This is a genomic window from Streptomyces sp. NPDC057010 (assembly GCF_042673805.1).
GTDB lineage: Bacteria > Actinomycetota > Actinomycetes > Streptomycetales > Streptomycetaceae > Streptomyces.
The window spans coordinates 25,019-48,004 of sequence record NZ_JBHUSC010000021.1 but is presented as its reverse complement, the minus strand read 5'-3'; the positions used below and the strand labels follow the sequence as shown (position 1 = coordinate 48,004).

Below are 22,986 nucleotides of genomic sequence, written 5' to 3'. Positions count from 1 at the left end.
CTGAGAAATGGGTATCCGCAAGTACAAGCCGACGACCCCGGGCCGTCGTGGCTCCAGCGTCGCCGACTTTGTCGAGATCACGCGGTCCACGCCGGAGAAGTCGCTGGTCCGCCCCCTGCACAGCAAGGGCGGCCGTAACAACACCGGTCGTGTGACCGTTCGCCACCAGGGCGGTGGCCACAAGCGCGCCTACCGCGTGATCGACTTCCGTCGTCACGACAAGGACGGCGTGCCGGCCAAGGTCGCGCACATCGAGTACGACCCCAACCGCACCGCGCGCATCGCGCTGCTGCACTACGCCGACGGCGAGAAGCGCTACATCATCGCGCCGCGCGGTCTGCAGCAGGGTGACCGGATTGAGAACGGCCCGACGGCCGACATCAAGCCGGGCAACAACCTCGCGCTCCGCAACATCCCGGTCGGTACCACGATCCACGCGATCGAGCTCCGCCCCGGTGGCGGCGCCAAGTTCGCGCGTTCCGCTGGTGCCTCCGTGCAGCTGCTGGCGAAGGAGGGCGTCATGGCCCACCTCCGCATGCCGTCGGGTGAGATCCGTCTCGTCGACGCGCGCTGCCGCGCCACGGTCGGCGAGGTCGGCAACGCCGAGCAGTCGAACATCAACTGGGGCAAGGCCGGCCGCATGCGCTGGAAGGGCGTTCGCCCGTCCGTCCGCGGTGTCGCGATGAACCCGGTTGACCACCCGCACGGTGGTGGTGAGGGCAAGACCAGCGGTGGTCGCCACCCGGTCTCCCCGTGGGGTCAGAAGGAGGGTCGTACTCGTTCGCCGAAGAAGGCTTCGAACAAGTACATCGTCCGCCGCCGCAAGACGAACAAGAAGCGCTAGGAGCGGGTTTAGATGCCGCGCAGTCTCAAGAAGGGGCCCTTCGTCGACGACCACCTCGTAAAGAAGGTGGACGCCCAGAACGAAGCCGGCACCAAGAACGTCATCAAGACCTGGTCCCGTCGCTCGATGATCATCCCCAGCATGCTGGGTCACACCATCGCGGTGCACAACGGCAAGACCCACGTCCCGGTGTTCGTCACCGAGTCGATGGTCGGCCACAAGCTCGGCGAGTTCTCGCCGACTCGCACCTTCCGCGGCCACGTCAAGGACGACCGGAAGTCGAAGCGCCGCTAAAGGCGGGGTGGTTACGACTATGACTTACACCGAAGGGACAACCATGGAAGCCAGGGCCCAGGCGCGGTACATCCGCGTCACGCCCATGAAGGCCCGCCGCGTGGTGGACCTTATCCGTGGCATGGATGCCACGGAGGCTCAGGCGGTCCTGCGTTTCGCCCCGCAGGCCGCGAGCGTGCCGGTCGGCAAGGTGCTGGACAGCGCCATTGCCAACGCCGCACACAACTACAACCACCCGGACGCTTCTTCGCTGTTCATCAGCGAGGCGTTCGTGGACGAGGGCCCGACCCTGAAGCGGTTCCGTCCGCGTGCGCAGGGCCGTGCCTACCGGATCCGCAAGCGGACCAGCCACATCACCGTGGTCGTCAGCAGCAAGGAAGGTTCCCGGTAATGGGCCAGAAGGTAAACCCGCACGGGTTCCGGCTCGGCATCACCACCGACTTCAAGTCGCGTTGGTACGCCGACAAGCTGTACAAGGACTACGTCAAGGAAGACGTCGCCATCCGTCGGATGATGACGTCCGGCATGGAGCGCGCCGGCATCTCGAAGGTTGAGATCGAGCGCACCCGTGACCGCGTGCGTGTGGACATCCACACCGCTCGTCCGGGCATCGTCATCGGCCGCCGTGGCGCCGAGGCCGACCGCATCCGCGGTGACCTCGAGAAGCTCACGGGCAAGCAGGTCCAGCTGAACATCCTCGAGGTCAAGAACCCCGAGCTCGACGCTCAGCTGGTTGCCCAGGCCGTTGCCGAGCAGCTCTCCTCCCGCGTCTCCTTCCGTCGTGCCATGCGCAAGAGCATGCAGGGCACGATGAAGGCCGGCGCCAAGGGCATCAAGATCCAGTGTGGCGGCCGTCTCGGCGGCGCCGAGATGTCCCGCTCCGAGTTCTACCGCGAGGGTCGTGTGCCGCTGCACACGCTGCGCGCGAACGTGGACTACGGCTTCTTCGAGGCCAAGACCACCTTCGGCCGTATCGGTGTGAAGGTCTGGATCTACAAGGGCGACGTCAAGAACATCGCCGAGGTTCGCGCCGAGAACGCTGCGGCCCGTGCGGGTAACCGCCCGGCCCGTGGTGCCGGCGCTGGCGACCGTCCCGCCGGCCGTGGTGGCCGTGGTGGCGAGCGCGGCGGCCGTGGTGGCCGCAAGCCGCAGCAGGCTGCTGGTGTCGAGGCCCCCAAGGCCGACGCTCCCGCCGCCGCTCCGGCTGAGAGCACCGGAACGGAGGCCTGACCGACATGCTGATCCCTCGTAGGGTCAAGCACCGCAAGCAGCACCACCCGAAGCGCCGCGGTATGGCCAAGGGCGGTACTGAGGTCTCGTTCGGCGAGTACGGCATCCAGGCGCTCACCCCCGCCTACGTGACGAACCGCCAGATCGAGGCGGCTCGTATCGCGATGACCCGTCACATCAAGCGTGGCGGCAAGGTCTGGATCAACATCTACCCGGACCGTCCGCTCACGAAGAAGCCTGCCGAGACCCGCATGGGTTCCGGTAAGGGTTCTCCCGAGTGGTGGATCGCCAACGTGCACCCGGGCCGGGTCATGTTCGAGCTGTCCTACCCGAACGAGAAGATTGCTCGTGAGGCGCTCACCCGCGCTGCTCACAAGCTTCCGATGAAGTGCCGGATTGTTCGGCGCGAGGCAGGTGAGTCGTGATGGCGGCCGGAACCAAGGCGTCTGAGCTGCGCGAGCTCGGCAACGAGGAGCTCGTTGCCAAGCTGCGTGAGGCCAAGGAAGAGCTGTTCAAGCTCCGTTTCCAGGCGGCCACGGGTCAGCTGGAGAACAACGGTCGGCTCAAGTCCGTCCGTAAGGACATCGCCCGGATCTACACCCTGATGCACGAGCGCGAGCTCGGCATCGAGACGGTGGAGAGCGCCTGATGAGCGAGAACAACGTGACTGAGAACAAGACCGAGCGCGGTTTCCGCAAGACCCGTGAGGGTCTGGTCGTCAGCGACAAGATGGACAAGACCGTCGTCGTCGCCGTCGAGGACCGCGTGAAGCACGCCCTGTACGGCAAGGTCATCCGCCGTACGAACAAGCTCAAGGCGCACGACGAGCAGAACGCTGCCGGCGTCGGCGACCGCGTCCTCATCATGGAGACGCGTCCGCTGTCGGCGAGCAAGCGCTGGCGCATCGTCGAGATCCTCGAGAAGGCCAAGTAAGCACCTGAGGGGTTTCCCTTAGGTTCGTTCCGCCAGGCTCGGTCGGGGCTTCGTTGAAGCCCCGGCCGGGAACCGGCAGACAAACAGGAGATAGACGTGATCCAGCAGGAGTCGCGACTGCGTGTCGCCGACAACACTGGTGCCAAGGAGATCCTTTGCATCCGTGTTCTCGGTGGCTCCGGTCGCCGCTACGCGGGCATCGGTGACGTCATCGTCGCCACCGTCAAGGACGCGATCCCCGGTGGCAACGTGAAGAAGGGTGACGTCGTCAAGGCGGTCATCGTTCGCACCGTCAAGGAGCGCCGCCGCCAGGACGGCTCGTACATCCGCTTCGACGAGAACGCCGCCGTCATTCTGAAGAACGACGGCGACCCTCGCGGCACCCGTATCTTCGGCCCCGTCGGCCGTGAGCTGCGCGAGAAGAAGTTCATGAAGATCATCTCGCTCGCGCCGGAGGTGCTGTAAGCATGAAGATCAAGAAGGGCGACCTGGTCCAGGTCATCACCGGTAAGGACAAGGGCAAGCAGGGCAAGGTCATCGTTGCCTTCCCCGCTGAGAACCGCGTCCTCGTCGAGGGTGTCAACCGGGTCAAGAAGCACACCAAGGCCGCGCAGAACCAGGCCGGTGGCATCGTGATCACCGAGGCCCCGGTCCACGTGAGCAACGTGCAGCTGGTCGTGGAGAAGGACGGCAAGAAGGTCGTCACCCGCGTCGGTTACCGCTTCGACGACGAAGGCAACAAGATCCGCGTTGCCAAGCGCACGGGTGAGGACATCTGATGGCTACCACTCCGCGTCTGAAGACGAAGTACCGCGAGGACATCGCGGGCAAGCTGCGTGAGGAGTTCTCCTACGAGAACGTCATGCAGATCCCCGGCCTCGTCAAGATCGTCGTGAACATGGGTGTCGGCGACGCCGCCCGTGACTCGAAGCTGATCGACGGTGCCATCCGCGACCTGACGACGATCACCGGTCAGAAGCCGGCCGTCACGAAGGCCCGCAAGTCCATCGCGCAGTTCAAGCTGCGTGAGGGTCAGCCGATCGGCTGCCACGTCACCCTCCGTGGTGACCGCATGTGGGAGTTCCTGGACCGTACGCTGTCGCTCGCGCTGCCGCGTATCCGTGACTTCCGTGGTCTGTCGCCGAAGCAGTTCGACGGCCGTGGCAACTACACCTTCGGTCTCACGGAGCAGGTCATGTTCCACGAGATCGACCAGGACAAGATCGACCGTACCCGGGGTATGGACATCACCGTGGTCACCACGGCGACCAACGACGACGAGGGCCGTGCCCTCCTTCGTCACCTCGGCTTCCCCTTCAAGGAGGCGTAAGCGAGATGGCGAAGAAGGCTCTCATCGCGAAGGCTGCCCGTAAGCCCAAGTTCGGTGTGCGTGCGTACACCCGCTGCCAGCGCTGCGGTCGTCCCCACTCCGTGTACCGCAAGTTCGGCCTGTGCCGCGTGTGCCTTCGTGAGATGGCTCACCGTGGCGAGCTGCCGGGCGTGACCAAGAGCTCCTGGTAATCCCCTCACCCTTTGGGTGTTGAGGTTTTCCAGACGCTCTCGGTAAGCATCAGGTCGGCGGACCGCCCTGCCCGCATGCCGTAGGCTTGTGGGGTTGGGCGTCCGCCGCCCTATCGACTTACTACGCCGTAGGTCCCCGCACCGCACCCGTCCCGCCACTGAGTGGGGAGAGGGATGGCGCATACAGGAAACCCCGGCGAGAGAGGCCGAAGGCCACTTCATGACCATGACTGACCCGATCGCAGACATGCTCACGCGTCTGCGTAACGCTAACTCGGCGTACCACGACACCGTCGTGATGCCGCACAGCAAGATCAAGTCGCACATCGCAGAGATCCTCAAGCAGGAGGGTTTCATTACCGGCTGGAAGGTCGAGGACGCCGAGGTCGGCAAGAACCTCGTCCTCGAGCTGAAGTTCGGGCCGAACCGTGAGCGCTCCATCGCGGGCATCAAGCGGATCTCGAAGCCCGGTCTGCGCGTGTACGCGAAGTCCACCAACCTGCCGAAGGTCCTCGGTGGCCTGGGCGTGGCGATCATCTCCACGTCCCACGGTCTCCTGACCGGTCAGCAGGCAGGCAAGAAGGGCGTAGGTGGGGAAGTCCTCGCCTACGTCTGGTAGTCGGGAACGGAGGAAAAGCAATGTCGCGAATCGGCAAGCTCCCCATCCAGGTTCCCGCCGGTGTGGACGTCACCATCGATGGCCAGACGGTCGCGGTGAAGGGCCCCAAGGGTTCCCTCTCGCACACCGTTAAGGCTCCCATCGCAGTCGTCAAGGACGAGGACGGCGTTCTGAACGTCACCCGTCCGAACGACGAGCGTCAGAACAAGGCCCTCCACGGCCTGTCCCGCACGCTGGTGGCGAACATGATCACCGGTGTGACCACGGGATACGTCAAGGCTCTCGAGATCAGCGGTGTCGGTTACCGCGTGGCCGCGAAGGGCTCCGACCTGGAGTTCCAGCTCGGCTACAGCCACCCGATCCTGGTGGAGGCGCCCGAGGGCATCTCCTTCAAGGTCGAGTCGCCGACCAAGTTCTCGGTCGAGGGCATCGACAAGCAGAAGGTCGGCGAGGTCGCCGCCAACATCCGCAAGCTGCGGAAGCCCGACCCGTACAAGGCCAAGGGTGTCAAGTACGCCGGCGAGGTCATCCGCCGCAAGGTCGGAAAGGCTGGTAAGTAGCCATGGCATACGGTGTGAAGATCGCCAAGGGCGACGCGTACAAGCGCGCTGCCAAGGCTCGCCGCCACATCCGCATCCGCAAGAACGTCTCGGGTACGGCGGAGCGTCCGCGCCTCGTCGTGACGCGTTCGAACCGCAACATCGTTGCTCAGGTCATCGACGACCTCCAGGGCCACACCCTGGCGTCCGCGTCGACCCTGGACGCTTCGATCCGCGGTGGCGAAGGCGACAAGAGCTCGCAGGCCCAGGCTGTCGGCGCGCTCGTCGCCGAGCGTGCCAAGGCTGCGGGTGTCGAGACCGTCGTGTTCGACCGCGGTGGCAACCGATACGCCGGGCGCATTGCCGCTCTGGCTGACGCCGCCCGCGAAGCCGGGCTGAAGTTCTAAGCCCCGGTTCCGGGACTCACGGACGTAACAGAGAGAGGTAATCCAATGGCTGGACCCCAGCGCCGCGGAAGCGGTGCCGGTGGCGGCGAGCGGCGGGACCGGAAGGGTCGCGACGGTGGCCCTGCCGCCGAGAAGACCGCTTACGTTGAGCGCGTTGTCGCGATCAACCGCGTCGCCAAGGTTGTCAAGGGTGGTCGCCGCTTCAGCTTCACCGCGCTGGTCGTGGTGGGCGACGGTGACGGCACCGTAGGTGTCGGTTACGGCAAGGCCAAGGAAGTTCCCGCGGCCATTGCCAAGGGTGTCGAGGAAGCCAAGAAGAACTTCTTCAAGGTTCCGCGCATCCAGGGCACCATCCCGCACCCGATCCAGGGTGAGAAGGCTGCGGGCGTCGTCCTGCTGAAGCCTGCTTCCCCCGGTACCGGTGTTATCGCCGGTGGCCCGGTGCGCGCCGTTCTGGAGTGCGCCGGCGTTCACGACATCCTGTCGAAGTCGCTCGGCTCCGACAACGCGATCAACATCGTGCACGCGACCGTGGAGGCCCTCAAGGGCCTGCAGCGTCCCGAGGAGATCGCGGCTCGCCGTGGTCTGCCCCTCGAGGACGTCGCCCCCGCGGCTCTTCTCCGTGCGCGTGCCGGGGCGGGTGTCGCGTAATGGCCCGCCTCAAGATCACGCAGACGAAGTCGTACATCGGCAGCAAGCAGAACCACCGCGACACGCTGCGTTCGCTCGGGCTCAAGCGCCTGAACGACGTCGTCGTCAAGGAGGACCGCCCCGAGTTCCGCGGAATGGTTCACACCGTCCGCCACCTCGTGACGGTTGAGGAGGTTGACTAATCATGGCTGAGAACAGCCCGCTGAAGGCCCACAACCTCCGTCCGGCCCCCGGCGCCAAGACCGCGAAGACCCGTGTCGGTCGTGGTGAGGCGTCGAAGGGTAAGACGGCCGGTCGTGGTACGAAGGGCCAGAAGGCCCGCTACCAGATCCCGGAGCGCTTCGAGGGTGGGCAGATGCCCCTCCACATGCGCCTCCCGAAGCTCAAGGGCTTCAAGAACCCGTTCCGTACCGAGTTCCAGGTTGTCAACCTGGACAAGCTCGGTGCCCTCTACCCCGAGGGTGGAGAGGTCACGGTGGCCGACCTGGTCGCCAAGGGCGCGGTTCGCAAGAACAGCCTCGTCAAGGTCCTCGGCCAGGGCGAGATCTCCGTGGCGCTGACGGTCTCGGTTGACGCCGTTTCCGCCTCCGCCAAGGAGAAGATCGCTGCTGCCGGCGGCACTGTCACCGAGCTCGTCTAAGACGAATTCAGTGGCTAAATAGCTCGAAACCCGACCGGGGATGCCTCACATATGGGGCATCCCCGGTTGGTCGTTCCACGGGGGGCGCAGTCGCCGGTAAGGTGGCCTGCACCTTTGCTTGTACGTATTCGTCGATCCCTCAGACCGTCACCTCTGACGCAGTAGCGCGGGGGTCGCAGGAGGCACCGTGCTCACCGCGTTCGCCCGGGCGTTCAAGACGCCCGACCTGCGCAAGAAGCTGCTCTTCACGCTCGGCATCATCGTGCTGTTCCGGCTCGGGTCCCACATCCCGGTACCCGGCGTGAGCTACAAGAACGTCCAGATCTGCGTCGACCAGGCAGGCAACAGCAATGGGCTGTTCGGTCTCGTCAACATGTTCAGCGGCGGCGCGCTGCTGCAGATCACGATCTTCGCGCTCGGCATCATGCCGTACATCACGGCGAGCATCATCCTGCAGCTGCTGACCGTGGTCATCCCGAAGCTGGAGACCCTCAAGAAAGAGGGCCAGTCCGGCACGGCGAAGATCACTCAGTACACGCGCTATCTGACGGTCGCACTCGCGATCCTGCAGGGCACCGGCCTCGTGGCCACCGCCCGCACGGGCGCCCTCTTCACGGGGTGCCCGGTCGCCAGCCAGATCGTCCCGGACCGGTCCATCTTCACCACGATCGTCATGGTGGTCACCATGACCGCCGGTACCTGTGTCGTCATGTGGCTCGGTGAGCTCGTCACCGACCGCGGCATCGGCAACGGCATGTCGATCCTCATGTTCATCTCGATCGCCGCCGGCTTCATCGGCGCCCTGTGGCAGATCAAGCTCCAGGGCAAGATCGCCGACGGCTGGGTCGAGTTCGGTGTCGTCATCCTCGTCGGCCTCGCGATGGTCGCCCTGGTGGTCTTCGTCGAGCAGGCGCAGCGCCGGATCCCGGTCCAGTACGCGAAGCGCATGATCGGTCGCCGTGCGTACGGCGGCACCTCGACCTACATCCCGCTCAAGGTGAACCAGGCCGGTGTGATTCCGGTCATCTTCGCCTCGTCGCTGCTGTACATCCCGGCACTGATCGTTCAGTTCAGCGGATCCACCGCGGGCTGGGCCACCTGGATCCAGAAGCACTTCGTCAAGGGCGACCACCCGTACTACATCGCGGCGTACTTCCTCTTGATCGTCTTCTTCGCGTTCTTCTATGTGGCGATTTCCTTCAACCCCGAGGAAGTTGCAGACAACATGAAGAAGTATGGTGGGTTCATCCCGGGTATTCGTGCCGGTCGACCCACTGCCGAGTACCTGAGCTACGTGCTCAACCGGATCACCTGGCCGGGGTCGCTGTACCTGGGTCTCATCGCTCTTGTGCCGACGATGGCGTTGGCAGGCTTCGGAGCGAACCAGAACTTCCCGTTCGGCGGGACGAGCATCCTCATCATCGTGGGTGTCGGTCTGGAAACCGTGAAGCAGATCGAGAGCCAGCTCCAGCAGCGCAATTACGAAGGGTTCCTCCGCTGATGCGAATCGTCCTCGTCGGACCGCCCGGTGCGGGCAAGGGAACGCAGGCCGCGTTCCTTGCCAAGAACCTGTCGATCCCGCACATCTCCACGGGCGACCTGTTCCGGGCCAACATCAGCCAGGGCACCGATCTCGGCAAGCAGGCCAAGGCGTACATGGACGCCGGCGACCTGGTCCCGGACTCGGTCACCATCGGTATGGCCAAGGACCGGATGGAGCAGCCCGACGCCGTGAACGGCTTCCTGCTCGACGGCTTCCCGCGCAACGTCTCGCAGGCCGAGGCGCTCGACGTGATGCTCCAGGCCGAGGGCATGAAGCTCGACGCCGTCCTCGACCTGGAGGTCGAGGAGGACGAGGTCGTCAAGCGGATCGCCGGCCGCCGGATCTGCCGCAACGACTCCGCGCACGTCTTCCACGTCACGTACGCCCCGCCGAAGACCGAGGGTGTCTGCGACACCTGCGGTGGCGAGCTGTACCAGCGCGGCGACGACTCCGAGGCCACGGTGCGCAACCGGCTGGAGGTCTACCACACGCAGACCGAGCCGATCATCGACTACTACAAGGCCCAGGGCCTGCTGGTGACCATCCCGGCCCTCGGTGAGGTCGCTGACGTCACCCGGCGTGCGATGGACGCCCTCAAGAAGTAGTACCCCTGCTGTGCAGGTCCGGTCCGGCCGCGGTGTCCCTTGGGCATCGCGGCCGTACTGTTGAGAAGACTCGTATTCGAAGGTGGAAGGTCCGTCCATGGTTCAGATCAAGACCCCCGAGCAGATCGCGAAGATGCGCGAGGCGGGGCTGGTCGTCGCGGCGATCCACGCGGCGACCCGTGAGGCGGCCGTTCCGGGCGCCACGACGCGGGATCTGGACATGGTGGCCCGCAAGGTGATCGCCGACGCCGGGGCAAAGTCGAACTTCCTCGGCTACGGCGGGTTCCCCGCGACCATCTGCACCTCGGTCAACGAGGTGGTCGTCCACGGCATCCCGGACGACAAGACCGTCCTCAAGGACGGCGACATCATCTCGATCGACGCCGGCGCGATCGTCGACGGCTGGCACGGCGACGCCGCCTACACCGCCTTCGTGGGCACCGGGCACGCGCCCGAGCTCCTGGAGCTCTCCCGGGTGACCGAGGAGTCCATGTGGGCCGGCATCGCGGCCATGAAGCTCGGCAACCGTCTCGTGGACATCTCGAAGGCCATCGAGACGTACATCAAGCGCCAGCCGCGCCCGGGCACGGGTGAGCACAGCCTCGGCAAGTTCGGGATCATCGAGGACTACGGCGGCCACGGCATCGGGTCCGAGATGCACATGGACCCCCACCTGCTGAACTACGTCTCGCGCAAGCGGGGCAAGGGGATCAAGCTCGTCCCGGGCGTCTGCCTGGCGATCGAGCCGATGGTCTCGCTGGGCACGGCCCAGACGGAGGTCCTGGCGGACGACTGGACGGTCATCACGACGGACGGGACCTGGTCCTCGCACTGGGAGCACTCCATCGCGCTGACGGAGGAGGGGCCGATCGTCCTGACCAGCCCGGACTGCGGAAAGGCGAAGCTGGCGGCGTACGGGGTCACCACGGCCCCGGACCCCCTCGGTTAATGATCTAGACTCTGGGGCAAACTTTCCGGATTCGTCTTTCTGGGTGCCCTGACGTAGACTGACTCGTCGGCTCTCGTGCACTTCCATGCCTGCATGGGGTACCGGAGCCGATCAAGGTAGCCGATTCGAAAGGCGAAGCGTGGCCAAGAAGCAAGGTGCCATCGAAATCGAGGGCACCGTGATCGAGTCCCTCCCGAACGCCATGTTCAAGGTGGAACTCCAGAACGGTCACAAGGTCCTCGCGCACATCAGCGGCAAGATGCGTATGCACTACATCCGCATCCTTCCCGATGACCGGGTCGTTGTGGAGCTGTCTCCGTACGACCTGACGCGTGGCCGGATCGTCTACCGATACAAGTAGATCTTGCTCTCACTCCTGCCTGGGCATCCGTCCCGGTGCGGGTGGTGGCACTGACCCGGAGAACCTCACCAACATGAAGGTCAAGCCGAGCGTCAAGAAGATCTGCGACAAGTGCAAGGTGATCCGCCGTCACGGCCGGGTCATGGTCATCTGCGACAACCTGCGCCACAAGCAGCGCCAGGGCTGACGCACGCCGACCGACCTGCCTTTACGCAGTTCTTCGCGCGACGTAAGAAAACGTACATACGCAGAACCCGCCCAGCCCTGAACGGGGCCGGCGGCACCTCCGGCGGGGGCCGGGGACCCGGACGTACCACCACCCGGCAAGGGCGGTCGGCGGTCGGGATCGGTTCTGCGGAAGACCCCCGAACACACAGGAGCCATTGAATGGCACGCGTTTCCGGTGTTGACATCCCGCGCGAAAAGCGTGTGGAGATCGCACTCACCTACGTCTTCGGTATCGGGCGCACCCGGTCCAAGGAGATCCTCGCCTCCACCGGCGTGAACCCGAACACCCGCGTTCGTGACCTGGCCGAAGAGGACCTCGTCAAGATCCGCGAGTACGTGGACGCCAACCTCCGTACCGAGGGTGACCTCCGCCGCGAGATCCAGGGCGACATCCGCCGCAAGATCGAGATCCAGTGCTACCAGGGCATCCGCCACCGTCGTGGCCTGCCGGTGCACGGTCAGCGCACCAGCACGAACGCGCGTACCCGCAAGGGCCCGCGTCGCGCGATCGCCGGTAAGAAGAAGCCGGGCAAGAAGTAGTCCTGTTCAGCGGTCTTGCGCTGTAGGACCGACCACCTCCCGTAGGAGATTTAGATGCCCCCCAAGGGTCGTCAGGGCGCTGCCAAGAAGGTGCGCCGCAAGGAAAAGAAGAACGTCGCTCACGGGCACGCCCACATCAAGAGCACGTTCAACAACACGATCGTCTCGATCACGGACCCCTCGGGCAACGTGATCTCCTGGGCCTCCGCCGGCCACGTCGGCTTCAAGGGCTCGCGCAAGTCCACCCCCTTCGCCGCGCAGATGGCCGCCGAGTCGGCCGCCCGCCGCGCGCAGGAGCACGGCATGCGCAAGGTCGACGTCTTCGTCAAGGGTCCCGGCTCCGGCCGTGAGACCGCGATCCGCTCCCTGCAGGCCACCGGCCTCGAGGTCGGCTCGATCCAGGACGTCACCCCCACCCCGCACAACGGCTGCCGCCCGCCGAAGCGCCGCCGCGTCTGACGCAGCGGACGCACCTGTGCGTCTTTGAGTGTCCGGGCGGTACGAACCCCTCGCGGGGGACGTACCGCCCGTACCCTTGTGTCACGTAGTACCTGTCGGGCGTCAAATAGTGGGCGTCCACGACTGAAGGAACACAGACATGCTTATCGCTCAGCGTCCTTCGCTGACCGAAGAGGTCGTCGACGAGTACCGCTCGCGGTTCGTGATCGAGCCGCTGGAGCCGGGCTTCGGCTACACCCTCGGTAACTCCCTGCGCCGCACGCTCCTGTCCTCGATCCCGGGTGCCGCTGTCACCAGCATCCGCGTGGACGGCGTCCTGCACGAGTTCACCACCGTGCCGGGTGTCAAGGAAGACGTCACCGACATCATCCTCAACATCAAGCAGCTGGTCGTCTCCTCGGAGCACGACGAGCCGGTCGTGATGTACCTGCGCAAGCAGGGTCCCGGCCTGGTCACCGCTGCCGACATCGCGCCCCCGGCCGGTGTCGAGGTGCACAACCCGGACCTGGTCCTCGCCACGCTCAACGGCAAGGGCAAGCTGGAGATGGAGCTGACCGTCGAGCGCGGTCGCGGCTACGTCTCCGCCGTCCAGAACAAGCAGCTGGGCCAGGAGATCGGCCGCATCCCGGTCGACTCCATCTACAGCCCGGTCCTCAAGGTCACCTACAAGGTCGAGGCGACCCGAGTCGAGCAGCGCACCGACTTCGACAAGCTGATCGTCGACGTCGAGACCAAGCAGGCCATGCGCCCGCGTGACGCCATGGCGTCCGCCGGCAAGACCCTGGTCGAGCTGTTCGGTCTGGCCCGCGAGCTCAACATCGACGCCGAGGGCATCGACATGGGCCCGTCCCCGACGGACGCCGCCCTGGCCGCCGACCTGGCGCTGCCGATCGAGGAGCTGGAGCTCACCGTTCGGTCGTACAACTGCCTCAAGCGCGAGGGCATCCACTCCGTGGGTGAGCTCGTCGCCCGCTCCGAGGCCGACCTGCTCGACATCCGCAACTTCGGTGCGAAGTCGATCGACGAGGTCAAGGCGAAGCTGGCCGGCATGGGCCTGGCCCTCAAGGACAGCCCGCCCGGATTCGACCCGACCGCCGCCGCCGACGCCTTCGGCGCCGACGACGACGCGGACGCCGGTTTCGTCGAGACCGAGCAGTACTAAAGAGAACTTCCCCGGAGCATCCGCCCCGGGGGAACTGACACCGGTACCTGACACGGCCGGTGCAGATATGAAGGAGTAACAATGCCGCGTCCCGCAAAGGGTGCCCGCCTGGGCGGCTCCGCCGCGCACGAGAAGCACCTCCTCGCGAACCTCGCGAAGGCCCTCTTCGAGCACGGCCGCATCACCACCACCGAGGCCAAGGCCCGCCGCCTGCGTCCCTACGCCGAGCGTCTGGTCACCAAGGCCAAGAAGGGCGACATCCACAACCGTCGCCTGGTGCTGCAGACGATCACGGACAAGAGCATCGTGCACACGCTGTTCACCGAGATCGCCCCGCGCTACGAGAACCGCCCCGGTGGTTACACGCGCATCACCAAGATCGGCAACCGTCGTGGCGACAACGCCCCGATGGCCGTGATCGAGCTGGTCGAGGCCCTCACGGTCGCCCAGCAGGCCACTGGTGAGGCCGAGGCCGCCACCAAGCGCGCCGTCAAGGAGGCGGAGGCCGCCGAGGCTCCCGCCGCCGAAGAGACCAAGGAGGCCTGATCCCTCTCGGGATCACGCTGAATGGCTCTGAACGGGCCCGCCCCCTTCCCGGGGCGGGCCCGTTCTGCATCTCTGAGAGGATCGGTCACGTGAGTGACGAGGTGGAGCCCGGGCACGTCCGGGTACGGCTGGACCTGAGCTACGACGGCAAGGACTTCTCCGGCTGGGCCAAGCAGCGCACGCTGCGGACCGTGCAGGGCGAGCTGGAGAGCGCCCTGCAGACCGTGATGCGGCTGAAGGACCCGGTCGAGCTGACCGTGGCCGGGCGGACCGACGCCGGGGTGCACGCCCGCGGGCAGGTCGCCCAGTTCGACATCGCCGACGAGGTGTGGGCCGAGCACCACGACAAGCTGCTGCGCCGCCTCGCCGGCCGGCTGCCGCACGACGTACGGGTCTGGAAGGTCGCGGAGGCCCCCGAGGGCTTCAACGCCCGGTTCTCGGCCATCTGGCGCCGCTACGCCTACCGCGTCGGCGACCACCAGGGCGGCGTCGACCCGCTGCGCCGCGGCCACGTGCTGTGGCACCAGTGGCCACTGGACGTGGACGCCATGAACGAGGCCGCCGCCCCGCTGCTCGGCGAGCACGACTTCGCCGCGTACTGCCGCAAGCGCGAGGGCGCCACGACCATCCGTACGCTCCAGCAGCTCAGCTGGGAGCGCGGAGAGGACGGGATCATCACCGCGACCGTCCGCGCCGACGCCTTCTGCCACAACATGGTCCGCTCGCTGGTGGGCGCCCTGCTGCACGTCGGCGACGGCCACCGGCCGACCGACTGGCCGGGCAAGGTGCTGGAGGCCGCCGTACGGGACTCCTCGGTGCACGTGGTCAAGCCGCACGGGCTCACCCTGGAGGAGGTCGGCTACCCGGCGGACGAGCTGCTCGCCGCCCGCAGCAAGGAGGCGCGCAACAAGCGCACGCTGCCCGGGGCCGGCTGCTGCTGACGATTCGGTTATCGGTTTGGGCGGAGCGCGGCCTGCCGGGACAATGCGCGGCATGGGACATCTCGAAGCCAGCCACCTGGAGTACTACCTTCCCGACGGGCGGGTCCTGCTCCCCGACGTCTCCTTCCGCGTGGGGGAGGGGTCGGTGGTGGCCCTGGTGGGCGCGAACGGCGCCGGCAAGACCACCCTGCTCAAGCTGATCTCCGGCGAGCTCCAGCCGCACGGCGGCGGGGTCACCATCGGCGGCGGCCTCGGGGTGATGTCGCAGTTCGTGGGCTCCGTACGGGACGAGACGACCGTACGGGACCTGCTGGTCTCGGTGGCGCAGCCGCGGATCCGGGAGGCCGCGAAGGCCGTGGACCGGGCCGAGCAGCTGATCCTCACGGTCGACGACGAGGCCGCGCAGATGGCGTACGCGCAGGCCCTCAGCGACTGGGCCGACGTACAGGGCTACGAGGCGGAGACCCTGTGGGACGTCTGCACCATGGCCGCGCTGGACGTCCCGTACGACCGGGCGCAGTTCCGCGAGGTGCGCACGCTGTCGGGCGGTGAGCAGAAGCGGCTCGTCCTGGAGGCGCTGCTGCGCGGCCCCGACGAGGTGCTGCTGCTCGACGAGCCGGACAACTACCTCGACGTGCCCGGCAAGCGGTGGCTGGAGGAGCAGCTGAAGGCCACCCGCAAGACGGTGCTCTTCGTGTCCCACGACCGGGAGCTGCTCACCCAGGCCGCCCAGAAGATCATCAGCCTGGAAGCCAGCCCGATGGGCAGCGACGTGTGGGTGCACGGCGCGGGCTTCGGGACCTATCACGAGGCCCGCAAGGAGCGCTTCGCGCGCTTCGAGGAGCTCAAGCGGCGCTGGGACGAGGAGCACGCCCGCCTGAAGGCGCTGGTGCTGCGGCTGCGCAACCAGGCCGCGAGCAGCCCCGACATGGCCTCGCGCTACCGGGCGATGCAGACCCGCTTCCAGAAGTTCGAGGAGGCCGGCCCGCCGCCGGAGCCGCCGCGCGAGCAGGACATCAAGATGCGGCTGAAGGGCGGCCGCACCGGCGTGCGGGCGCTGACCGTGGAGAACCTGGAGCTCACGGGGCTGATGAAGCCCTTCTCGCTGGAGGTGTTCTACGGGGAGCGGGTCGCGGTCCTCGGCTCGAACGGCTCCGGCAAGTCGCACTTCCTGCGGCTGCTGGCCGGCGAGGACGTCAAGCACACCGGTGACTGGAAGCTGGGCGCGCGGGTGGTCCCGGGCCACTTCGCGCAGACGCACGCGCACCCGGAGCTGTTCGGCCGCACCCTCGTCGACATCCTGTGGACGGAGGCGGCCAAGCCGCTGGGCCAGGCGATGGGCGCCCTGCGCCGCTACGAGCTGGAGCGCCAGGCCGAGCAGCCCTTCGAGAAGCTCTCGGGCGGCCAGCAGGCGCGCTTCCAGATCCTGCTGCTGGAGCTGGCGGGCACCACGGCGCTGCTGCTGGACGAGCCGACGGACAACCTGGACCTGGAGTCCGCGGAGGCCCTCCAGGACGGCCTGGAGGCCTACGAGGGCACTGTGCTGTGCGTCACCCACGACCGCTGGTTCGCCCGCACATTCGACCGCTACCTGGTCTTCGGTTCGGACGGTGTGGTGCGGGAAACTCAGGAACCTGTCTGGGACGAACGTAGAGTCGAACGCAAGCGGTAGGGCGAAAGGGAGGCGTTGTGGGGCTGCGGCCTGGCATCTGGCTCATGAAGTGGGAGAACCGCAGCTCCGGCGACCGGCTCGTCGAATGGCTGCTGCGCCCCGCGTCCCGGCCCTGGCAGCTCGTCTCCCTCGCGGTGGTCCTCGGGATCTGCGTCTCCACGAGCCTGCGGGAGAACTGGGGCTCCGACAACGCCTTCGTGGTCAAGGCCGCGCAGACGCTGCTGGCGGGCGGCTCCCCGTACGAGGACAAGCGCTTCCTGTACCTGCCGAGCGCGGTGCTCATGGCGGTTCCGGAGGCGCTGCTGCCGCAGACGGCCCTGAGATGGCTGCTGCCGGTGGGCATGTCCGGGCTGCTGGGCGTGGGCTGGCTGGCCGCGCTGCGACTGTTCTCGGTGCCGCTGCGCTCGCGCCTCGCGGTCGGCGGTTTCGCGGTCCTGGCCCTCGCCTACAAGCCGTACGTGAACCTCGTGCTGATCGGGAACTGGACGGCCATCTCGGCCGCCGCGCTGCCGGTGGCGCTGCTCCTCGCCCACCGCAGGGCGTGGGGCGCGGCCGGGCTGGTCGTCGGACTGGCGATCGCCTGCAAGCCGATGCTGGTGCCGATCGGGCTGCTGTTCCTGCTGGCCCGGCAGTGGCGGGGGCTCGCCGCGGCGGTGTTTGTGCCGCTGGGGGCGTCCCTGGCGGGGGCGCTGCTGATGCCGAGCCCCTCGCTGTTCTTCACCAAGACGCTGCCGTTCCTCTTCCAGGGGCAGGACTCCTACGCGCTGCCCTGGGACGCCTCGCCGATCGCGGTGCTGCCGCGGCTGGGGGTGCCGCAGCCCGTGGCGGTGGCGGTGGCCTTCGCGGGGGCCGCGGCCGGGCTGTGGGGCACCTGGCGGCGCTGGCGGCGGCCCGACGAGTCCGACGAGGGGCAGCTGCGGCTGGCGGAGACGGCCTGCATGGTGATGCTCGCCGCATTCCTGGTCTCCCGGCCCTCCTTCGACCACTACCTGCTGGTGGTGCTGCCGCTGCTGCTGGCCTCGGTGGTGCGGCCGGGCTCGATGCCCCGCTCGCCCTGGTTCTGGCTGGCCCTGACGCCCCAGGTGGCGCTGATCCCGTGGCCCTCCGAGCTGGCCCACAAACGGCGGGCCTTCAAGGACTGCGCCACCCTCTGCGGGCTGGCGATTCTGCTGGCGCGTCGTGCGCTGCTCTCCGGTCGGGTTATTCTGGAGCCCGTAACAACTGCGGGGTCCCCACCCAGGACCGAACCGGAGTGCGCCGCGACGCCAGCTGAATCGGCATCGCGGACCGCGTTTTGACCCGTACGGGTCTGCTTGGGTACCCTGCTGGTTTGTTATGCGTATTGGCTTTCTCATTCTCACGTGAAAGGGCCTTACGCCGGTCCACCGGACCGATGACCAGCGGTTCACACGTTCACACACGGGTTGCGTCCCCGATGTGAACGAGGGCTGTCGTGATCGTCCGTGGTGACCCTGTCAGGACCTTCCCGTGAGGCTTGCGCCCGTGGGATACCACCACTGAAGAAGCGAAGGCATACGCGTGCGTACGTTCAGCCCCAAGCCCGGCGACATCTCGCGCCAGTGGCTCGTCATCGACGCCCAGGACGTTGTCCTCGGCCGTCTGGCGACCCAGGCCGCTGCCCTCCTGAAGGGCAAGCACAAGCCGACCTACGCCCCCCACATGGACATGGGTGACTTCGTCGTCATCATCAACGCCGACAAGGTGCACCTGTCCGGTAACAAGGCGTCCCAGAAGATGGCGTACCGCCACTCCGGCTACCCGGGCGGTCTCCGCTCGGTGCGCTACGACGACCTCCTGGCCAACAACCCGGAGAAGGCCGTCGAGAAGGCCGTCAAGGGCATGCTCCCCAAGAACACCCTGGGCCGTCAGATGCTCTCGAAGCTGAAGGTCTACTCGGGCGACCAGCACCCGCACGCTGCCCAGCAGCCGGTGCCGTTCGAGATCACCCAGGTCGCGCAGTAGTTCCGGCCACCCCCTAAGACGTAGAAAATTCTGAGGAGCATCGTGGCCGAGACCACCGCCGAGACGACCCCCGTCGACGAGTTCGAGGGCAACGTCGAGGAGTACACCAGCGAGTCTGAGGTCGTCGTCGAGGGCGACTACACCTCCGAGTCCCTTGCCGGTCGCTTCGGCGACCCCCAGCCGGCCGCCGGCCTGGGCCGTCGCAAGAACGCCATCGCCCGCGTCCGGATCGTTCCGGGCACCGGCAAGTGGAAGATCAACGGTCGCACCCTTGAGGACTACTTCCCCAACAAGGTGCACCAGCAGGAAGTCAACGAGCCCTTCAAGCTCCTCGAGCTTGACGGCCGCTACGACGTCATCGCCCGCATCTCGGGTGGCGGCGTCTCCGGTCAGGCCGGCGCCCTGCGCCTCGGCGTGGCCCGCGCGCTGAACGAGGCGGACGTGGACAACAACCGCCCGGCGCTGAAGAAGGCCGGCTTCCTCTCCCGCGACGACCGTGCGGTCGAGCGCAAGAAGGCCGGTCTCAAGAAGGCCCGTAAGGCTCCGCAGTACAGCAAGCGTTAATCTGCGCCTGCTGTTCAGCAACGAAACCGCCCCGGCAGCACTCTCCGTGCTGTCGGGGCGGTTCGTTTACCGCCACAAGCGGCAAATACCTGTCACATGCGGTCACAGACGAAGCGGAAACTCGGGAGGACAACAGTGGGACGACTCTTCGGGACGGACGGTGTACGGGGCGTCGCCAACGCGGACCTGACGGCGGAGCTCGCGCTCGGCCTCTCCGTGGCGGCTGCCCACGTACTGGCGGAGGCGGGCACCTTCGCGGGCCACCGGGCCACCGCCGTGGTCGGCCGGGACCCCCGGGCCTCCGGCGAATTCCTCGAGGCGGCGGTCGTGGCCGGCCTCGCGAGCGCGGGCGTGGACGTCCTGCGCGTCGGTGTGCTGCCCACCCCGGCGGTGGCGTATCTCACCGGTGCGCTGGGTGCCGACCTCGGCGTGATGCTCTCCGCCAGCCACAACGCCATGCCCGACAACGGCATCAAGTTCTTCGCGCGCGGCGGGCACAAGCTCGCCGACGAGCTGGAGGACCGCATCGAGTCCGTCTACGAGGAGCACCGCACCGGCGCTCCCTGGGACCGGCCCACCGGCGCCGGTGTCGGCCGCGTCTCGGACTACACCGAGGGCTTCGACAAGTACGTCGCCCACCTCATCGGGGTGCTGCCCAACCGCCTCGACGGCCTGAAGGTCGTCCTCGACGAGGCCCACGGCGCGGCCGCGTACGTCTCGCCCGAGGCCTTCGCGCGGGCCGGCGCGGAGATCGTCACGATCGGCGCCGAGCCGGACGGTCTGAACATCAACGACGGCTGCGGCTCCACCCACCTCGACCTGCTCAAGGCGGCCGTCGTCGAGCACGGCGCCGCCTTCGGCATCGCCCACGACGGCGACGCCGACCGCTGCCTGGCCGTGGACCACACCGGCGCCGAGGTCGACGGCGACCAGATCCTCGCGGTCCTGGCGCTGGCCATGCGCGAGGCCGGGCACCTGCGCGAGAACACCGTCGTCGGCACCGTCATGTCCAACCTGGGCTTCAAGCTGGCCATGGAGGCCGAGGGCATCCAGGTCGTGCAGACCGGCGTCGGCGACCGCTACGTGCTGGAGTCGATGAAGGAGCACGGCTACGCGCTGGGCGGCGAGCAGTCCGGCCACGTGATCATCCTCGACCACGCCACGACCGGCGACGGCACGCTCACCGGCCTGCTGCTGGCGGCGCGGGTCGCGGCCACCGGCAAGTCCCTGGCCGAGCTGGCCGGCGTCATGACGCGGCTGCCGCAGGTCCTGGTCAACGTCCCCGACGTGGACAAGTCCCGGGTCACCACCTCCGCCGAGCTGGCCGCGGCGGTCGCCGACGCCGAGCGCGAGCTGGGCACCACCGGGCGGGTGCTGCTGCGTCCGTCCGGTACGGAGCCGCTCGTACGGGTGATGGTCGAGGCCGCCGACATCGAGCAGGCCCGCGCGGTCGCCGGCCGGCTCGCGGACGTCGTGAAGTCGGCGCTCGGCTAGTCGTACGCCGTGTTCAGGTGCGTGGCGCACCCGGCGGCCGGACCATCCGGTCGTGCTGGGTGCGCCACAGCACTTTCCAGAACACGAGGGTGAGCGTGCCCGCGAGGACGATGCCGCCCAGATTGAGCAGCAGCTGCACGGCCGAGCCCCACATCTGGCCGAACTCGCCGTAGCTGAACGCCACGGCGGCGTTGGCGCCTGCGGGCACCGTGGTGACCGAGATGGCGACCCCGACCAGCGCCCCCGCCTTCGCGGAGGTCAGCGACAGCACCCCGGCGACCCCGGCGAGCAGGGCCACGACGAACGAGAACGGGTCGGGCTGCCAGATGAAGCTCGTGTTCGGGCGGGGCCGGTCCAGCATGCCCGGGTGGAACAGGTCGAGCGCGTCCATCACCAGGCTGAACACCGTGGTCGCCACGATCGCCGCGGCGAAGCCGACCAGCAGGGCGACCGCCGAGCGCCAGGCGAGCTTCGGGGCGCGCTGCACCAGACCCGTGCAGATGCCGGCCAGCGGTCCGAACTCGGGGCCGACCGCCATGGCGCCCACGATCAGGATCGCGTTGTCCAGGACCACACCGCAGGCCGCGATCATCGTCGCGACGATCATGAATGCGGCGTAGGTGATCGTGAGGGTGGACTCCTCGTGGGTCGCCTCGGCCAGCTGCTCCCAGATCACGGCGTCGGCGGCTTCGCCCGGAGCCTCCTGCTCCGCCCGGTCGGCGCGCTCGGAGATGGAGAGGTCGATGTGCTCCACGGCGATCGACCCGGTCTTGTCGATGCCGAGCGCCAGCATCTCCACGAGCAGCTCGTCGGCGGCCTCGCGGGCGACGTCGCACAGGACGAGGTCGCCCTCGGGGGTGCGGGCGGCGCCGGGCAGCAGCACCAGGTGGGTGGTGCCGACCGTCCGCTCGATCAGCGCGACCACCTGGTCCGTGAGGTGGTGCGGGGTGATCATCCGCAGGTGCATCATGCCCGCACCCTAGCCAGGCGGGCCCTAGAGCTTGCGGAGGCTCAGCTTCTGCACCTTGTGGTCCGGGCCCTTGCGGACGACCAGGGTCGCCCGGCCGCGGGTGGGGGCCACGTTCTCCAGCAGGTTGGGCTTGTTGATGGTCCGCCACATCGTCTGCGCGTACTCCATCGCCTCCTCCTCGGAGACCTGGGTGTACTTGCGGAAGTAGGAGAAAGGATTCTGGAACGCGGTCTCGCGGAGCTTGCGGAAGCGGTTGAGGTACCAGCGCTCGATGTCCTCGGGGCGCGCGTCCACGTACACGCTGAAGTCGAAGTAGTCGGCGAGGGCGACGCGGGTGCGGCCGTCCTTGCCGGGGAGGGCCGGCTGGAGCACGTTGAGGCCCTCGACGATGAGGATGTCGGGGCGGCGTACGACGAGCTCCTCGCCGGGGACGATGTCGTAGATCAGGTGCGAGTAGACCGGGGCCCGGACCTCCTCCTTGCCCGCCTTGATGTCGGCGACGAAGCGGGTGAGCGCGCGGCGGTCGTAGGACTCCGGGAAGCCCTTGCGGGAGGTGAGCCCGCGCCGCCGGAGCTCCTCCATCGGGTACAGGAAGCCGTCGGTGGTGACCAGCTCCACGCGGGGGTGCTCGGGCCAGCGTGCGAGGAGGGCCTGGAGCAGACGGGCCACGGTGGACTTGCCGACGGCGACCGACCCGGCGACCCCTATGACGAAGGGCGTGCCCTGCTGGGCGCCGTGGCCGTTGCCCGCGTCGCCGAGGAAGGTGTTGACGGTGCCGCGGAGGTTGCTGGTGGCGCCGACGTAGAGGTTCAGGAGGCGGGAGAGCGGGAGGTAGACGTCGCGGACCTCGTCGAGGTCGATGACGTCACCGAGACCGCGCAGCCGCTCGACCTCGTCGGCCGTCAGCGGCAGCGGGGTCCGCTCCCGCAGGGCGCTCCACTCGGCGCGGGTGAGGTCGACGTACGGCGAGGCCTCGGGGCCCCGGCGGTGGGCGGGGCGCGTGGGGTGCCCCTCCCGTCCGGTGCGCTCCGTTGCACTGTCCGGCGTGCTGCTTCGTGGCGGCGAAGTGATCACACCGCCATTGTCGGGGCTCGGGGCCGGTTGTGGGTGGTGTGGTCGGTCACGTACGTCAGGTGCGGACGGGCCGGGGGGCGGTTGCACCCGGACCGGTACCGATTCGACCCTCGTGCGGTCTCGTGCCGGTCACGATTGGCCGGGGGGAGCCAAAAAGTCCGATCAAGTGATCGTTTCGGCAGTAGATTGCCGGATACCGCAGTCCTGCAAGCGTGCC

At 67.6% G+C, this 22,986-nt stretch carries 34 protein-coding genes; 32 read left to right on the top strand and 2 right to left on the bottom strand.

All coding sequences use genetic code 11. The features are described 5' to 3' along the window. Positions 1-7: 7 nt before the first annotated feature. From rplB to glmM, 32 genes are all read left to right on the top strand, one after another. Entirely contained in the window at positions 8-844 is an 837-nt protein-coding gene (gene rplB, locus ACFTXQ_RS19315; RefSeq protein WP_030026325.1) for a 50S ribosomal protein L2, read from the top strand. A gap of 12 nt (positions 845-856) precedes the next feature. Continuing rightward, a complete protein-coding gene (gene rpsS, locus ACFTXQ_RS19310; protein WP_007265903.1) occupies positions 857-1,138 on the top strand; it encodes a 30S ribosomal protein S19 in 282 nt (93 codons plus the stop codon). Positions 1,139-1,181: 43 nt separating this feature from the next. Continuing rightward, entirely contained in the window at positions 1,182-1,529 is a 348-nt protein-coding gene (gene rplV / locus ACFTXQ_RS19305) for a 50S ribosomal protein L22 (RefSeq protein WP_136213228.1), read from the top strand. Further along, on the top strand, positions 1,529-2,368 hold the full coding sequence (gene rpsC / locus ACFTXQ_RS19300; protein ID WP_280917079.1) for a 30S ribosomal protein S3: 840 nt from the start codon (positions 1,529-1,531) through the stop codon (positions 2,366-2,368). The genes rplV and rpsC overlap by 1 nt, the downstream gene beginning before the upstream one ends. Before the next feature lie 5 nt (positions 2,369-2,373). Continuing rightward, positions 2,374-2,793 (top strand): 50S ribosomal protein L16, encoded by a 420-nt coding sequence (gene rplP, locus ACFTXQ_RS19295; protein WP_030026326.1) that lies wholly within the window; start codon positions 2,374-2,376, stop codon positions 2,791-2,793. Then, a complete protein-coding gene (gene rpmC / locus ACFTXQ_RS19290; RefSeq protein WP_030201568.1) occupies positions 2,793-3,017 on the top strand; it encodes a 50S ribosomal protein L29 in 225 nt (74 codons plus the stop codon). The genes rplP and rpmC overlap by 1 nt, the downstream gene beginning before the upstream one ends. Then, on the top strand, positions 3,017-3,301 hold the full coding sequence (rpsQ, locus tag ACFTXQ_RS19285) for a 30S ribosomal protein S17 (protein ID WP_030773830.1): 285 nt from the start codon (positions 3,017-3,019) through the stop codon (positions 3,299-3,301). The genes rpmC and rpsQ overlap by 1 nt, the downstream gene beginning before the upstream one ends. 96 nt (positions 3,302-3,397) lie before the next feature. Next, positions 3,398-3,766, top strand: a complete 369-nt coding sequence (gene rplN, locus ACFTXQ_RS19280) for a 50S ribosomal protein L14 (protein ID WP_003956455.1) — start codon at positions 3,398-3,400, stop codon at positions 3,764-3,766. Between the two features lie 2 nt (positions 3,767-3,768). Further along, positions 3,769-4,080, top strand: a complete 312-nt coding sequence (gene rplX, locus ACFTXQ_RS19275) for a 50S ribosomal protein L24 (protein WP_150258782.1) — start codon at positions 3,769-3,771, stop codon at positions 4,078-4,080. Beyond that, the gene (gene rplE, locus ACFTXQ_RS19270; RefSeq protein ID WP_030298216.1) at positions 4,080-4,631 is read left to right on the top strand and encodes a 50S ribosomal protein L5; all 552 of its coding nucleotides are present in this window, start codon (positions 4,080-4,082) and stop codon (positions 4,629-4,631) included. Before rplX ends, rplE begins: the two co-directional genes overlap by 1 nt. 5 nt (positions 4,632-4,636) lie before the next feature. Beyond that, positions 4,637-4,822, top strand: coding sequence for a type Z 30S ribosomal protein S14 (locus tag ACFTXQ_RS19265; RefSeq protein WP_003956452.1), 186 nt, complete (start codon positions 4,637-4,639; stop codon positions 4,820-4,822). A gap of 220 nt (positions 4,823-5,042) precedes the next feature. Then, positions 5,043-5,441, top strand: coding sequence for a 30S ribosomal protein S8 (gene rpsH, locus ACFTXQ_RS19260; RefSeq protein WP_007265911.1), 399 nt, complete (start codon positions 5,043-5,045; stop codon positions 5,439-5,441). 20 nt (positions 5,442-5,461) lie between these two features. Next, entirely contained in the window at positions 5,462-6,001 is a 540-nt protein-coding gene (gene rplF / locus ACFTXQ_RS19255; RefSeq protein WP_382642255.1) for a 50S ribosomal protein L6, read from the top strand. 2 nt (positions 6,002-6,003) lie between these two features. Beyond that, a complete protein-coding gene (rplR, locus tag ACFTXQ_RS19250; protein ID WP_030008471.1) occupies positions 6,004-6,387 on the top strand; it encodes a 50S ribosomal protein L18 in 384 nt (127 codons plus the stop codon). Between the two features lie 45 nt (positions 6,388-6,432). Beyond that, the gene (gene rpsE / locus ACFTXQ_RS19245; protein WP_382642253.1) at positions 6,433-7,038 is read left to right on the top strand and encodes a 30S ribosomal protein S5; all 606 of its coding nucleotides are present in this window, start codon (positions 6,433-6,435) and stop codon (positions 7,036-7,038) included. Further along, positions 7,038-7,220, top strand: coding sequence for a 50S ribosomal protein L30 (gene rpmD / locus ACFTXQ_RS19240; protein ID WP_005313525.1), 183 nt, complete (start codon positions 7,038-7,040; stop codon positions 7,218-7,220). The genes rpsE and rpmD overlap by 1 nt, the downstream gene beginning before the upstream one ends. A gap of 2 nt (positions 7,221-7,222) precedes the next feature. Next, on the top strand, positions 7,223-7,678 hold the full coding sequence (rplO, locus tag ACFTXQ_RS19235) for a 50S ribosomal protein L15 (RefSeq protein ID WP_382642251.1): 456 nt from the start codon (positions 7,223-7,225) through the stop codon (positions 7,676-7,678). 187 nt (positions 7,679-7,865) lie between these two features. Beyond that, positions 7,866-9,179, top strand: a complete 1,314-nt coding sequence (gene secY / locus ACFTXQ_RS19230; protein ID WP_382642249.1) for a preprotein translocase subunit SecY — start codon at positions 7,866-7,868, stop codon at positions 9,177-9,179. Further along, positions 9,179-9,826: an adenylate kinase gene (locus tag ACFTXQ_RS19225; protein WP_382642247.1), complete on the top strand. Its 648-nt coding sequence runs from the start codon at positions 9,179-9,181 to the stop codon at positions 9,824-9,826. Before secY ends, ACFTXQ_RS19225 begins: the two co-directional genes overlap by 1 nt. A gap of 97 nt (positions 9,827-9,923) precedes the next feature. Further along, positions 9,924-10,775 (top strand): type I methionyl aminopeptidase, encoded by an 852-nt coding sequence (gene map, locus ACFTXQ_RS19220; RefSeq protein ID WP_382642245.1) that lies wholly within the window; start codon positions 9,924-9,926, stop codon positions 10,773-10,775. Between the two features lie 139 nt (positions 10,776-10,914). After that, entirely contained in the window at positions 10,915-11,136 is a 222-nt protein-coding gene (infA, locus tag ACFTXQ_RS19215) for a translation initiation factor IF-1 (RefSeq protein ID WP_003956442.1), read from the top strand. Positions 11,137-11,209: 73 nt separating this feature from the next. After that, on the top strand, positions 11,210-11,323 hold the full coding sequence (gene rpmJ, locus ACFTXQ_RS19210; protein ID WP_003956441.1) for a 50S ribosomal protein L36: 114 nt from the start codon (positions 11,210-11,212) through the stop codon (positions 11,321-11,323). A 200-nt stretch (positions 11,324-11,523) separates the two neighbouring features. Next, on the top strand, positions 11,524-11,904 hold the full coding sequence (gene rpsM, locus ACFTXQ_RS19205; RefSeq protein WP_007265919.1) for a 30S ribosomal protein S13: 381 nt from the start codon (positions 11,524-11,526) through the stop codon (positions 11,902-11,904). Positions 11,905-11,958: 54 nt separating this feature from the next. Then, complete coding sequence (gene rpsK / locus ACFTXQ_RS19200; protein ID WP_003956432.1) at positions 11,959-12,363, top strand: 30S ribosomal protein S11; 405 nt, start codon at positions 11,959-11,961, stop codon at positions 12,361-12,363. Between the two features lie 139 nt (positions 12,364-12,502). After that, positions 12,503-13,525: a DNA-directed RNA polymerase subunit alpha gene (locus tag ACFTXQ_RS19195; RefSeq protein ID WP_007265920.1), complete on the top strand. Its 1,023-nt coding sequence runs from the start codon at positions 12,503-12,505 to the stop codon at positions 13,523-13,525. An 81-nt stretch (positions 13,526-13,606) separates the two neighbouring features. Continuing rightward, the gene (gene rplQ / locus ACFTXQ_RS19190; protein WP_215023458.1) at positions 13,607-14,071 is read left to right on the top strand and encodes a 50S ribosomal protein L17; all 465 of its coding nucleotides are present in this window, start codon (positions 13,607-13,609) and stop codon (positions 14,069-14,071) included. Between the two features lie 89 nt (positions 14,072-14,160). Beyond that, entirely contained in the window at positions 14,161-15,012 is an 852-nt protein-coding gene (truA, locus tag ACFTXQ_RS19185) for a tRNA pseudouridine(38-40) synthase TruA (protein WP_382642242.1), read from the top strand. Positions 15,013-15,055: 43 nt separating this feature from the next. Then, positions 15,056-16,684 carry an ATP-binding cassette domain-containing protein gene (locus ACFTXQ_RS19180; protein WP_382642240.1) on the top strand — a complete coding sequence of 543 codons (1,629 nt, stop codon included), beginning with the start codon at positions 15,056-15,058 and terminating at the stop codon, positions 16,682-16,684. A 17-nt stretch (positions 16,685-16,701) separates the two neighbouring features. Next, the gene (locus ACFTXQ_RS19175) at positions 16,702-17,982 is read left to right on the top strand and encodes a glycosyltransferase family 87 protein (RefSeq protein ID WP_382642238.1); all 1,281 of its coding nucleotides are present in this window, start codon (positions 16,702-16,704) and stop codon (positions 17,980-17,982) included. Between the two features lie 241 nt (positions 17,983-18,223). Beyond that, the gene (gene rplM, locus ACFTXQ_RS19170; protein ID WP_030008481.1) at positions 18,224-18,667 is read left to right on the top strand and encodes a 50S ribosomal protein L13; all 444 of its coding nucleotides are present in this window, start codon (positions 18,224-18,226) and stop codon (positions 18,665-18,667) included. A gap of 42 nt (positions 18,668-18,709) precedes the next feature. Then, complete coding sequence (gene rpsI / locus ACFTXQ_RS19165; protein WP_150258789.1) at positions 18,710-19,231, top strand: 30S ribosomal protein S9; 522 nt, start codon at positions 18,710-18,712, stop codon at positions 19,229-19,231. Between the two features lie 135 nt (positions 19,232-19,366). Next, on the top strand, positions 19,367-20,725 hold the full coding sequence (gene glmM / locus ACFTXQ_RS19160; protein ID WP_382642235.1) for a phosphoglucosamine mutase: 1,359 nt from the start codon (positions 19,367-19,369) through the stop codon (positions 20,723-20,725). 13 nt (positions 20,726-20,738) lie between these two features. Here the strand turns inward: glmM and ACFTXQ_RS19155 are convergent, their stop codons facing one another. Beyond that, the gene (locus tag ACFTXQ_RS19155) at positions 20,739-21,695 is read right to left on the bottom strand and encodes a DUF389 domain-containing protein (protein ID WP_382642233.1); all 957 of its coding nucleotides are present in this window, start codon (positions 21,693-21,695) and stop codon (positions 20,739-20,741) included. A 24-nt stretch (positions 21,696-21,719) separates the two neighbouring features. Next, positions 21,720-22,769 carry a type I pantothenate kinase gene (coaA, locus tag ACFTXQ_RS19150; RefSeq protein WP_382642231.1) on the bottom strand — a complete coding sequence of 350 codons (1,050 nt, stop codon included), beginning with the start codon at positions 22,767-22,769 and terminating at the stop codon, positions 21,720-21,722. Between the last annotated feature and the right edge of the window lie 217 nt (positions 22,770-22,986).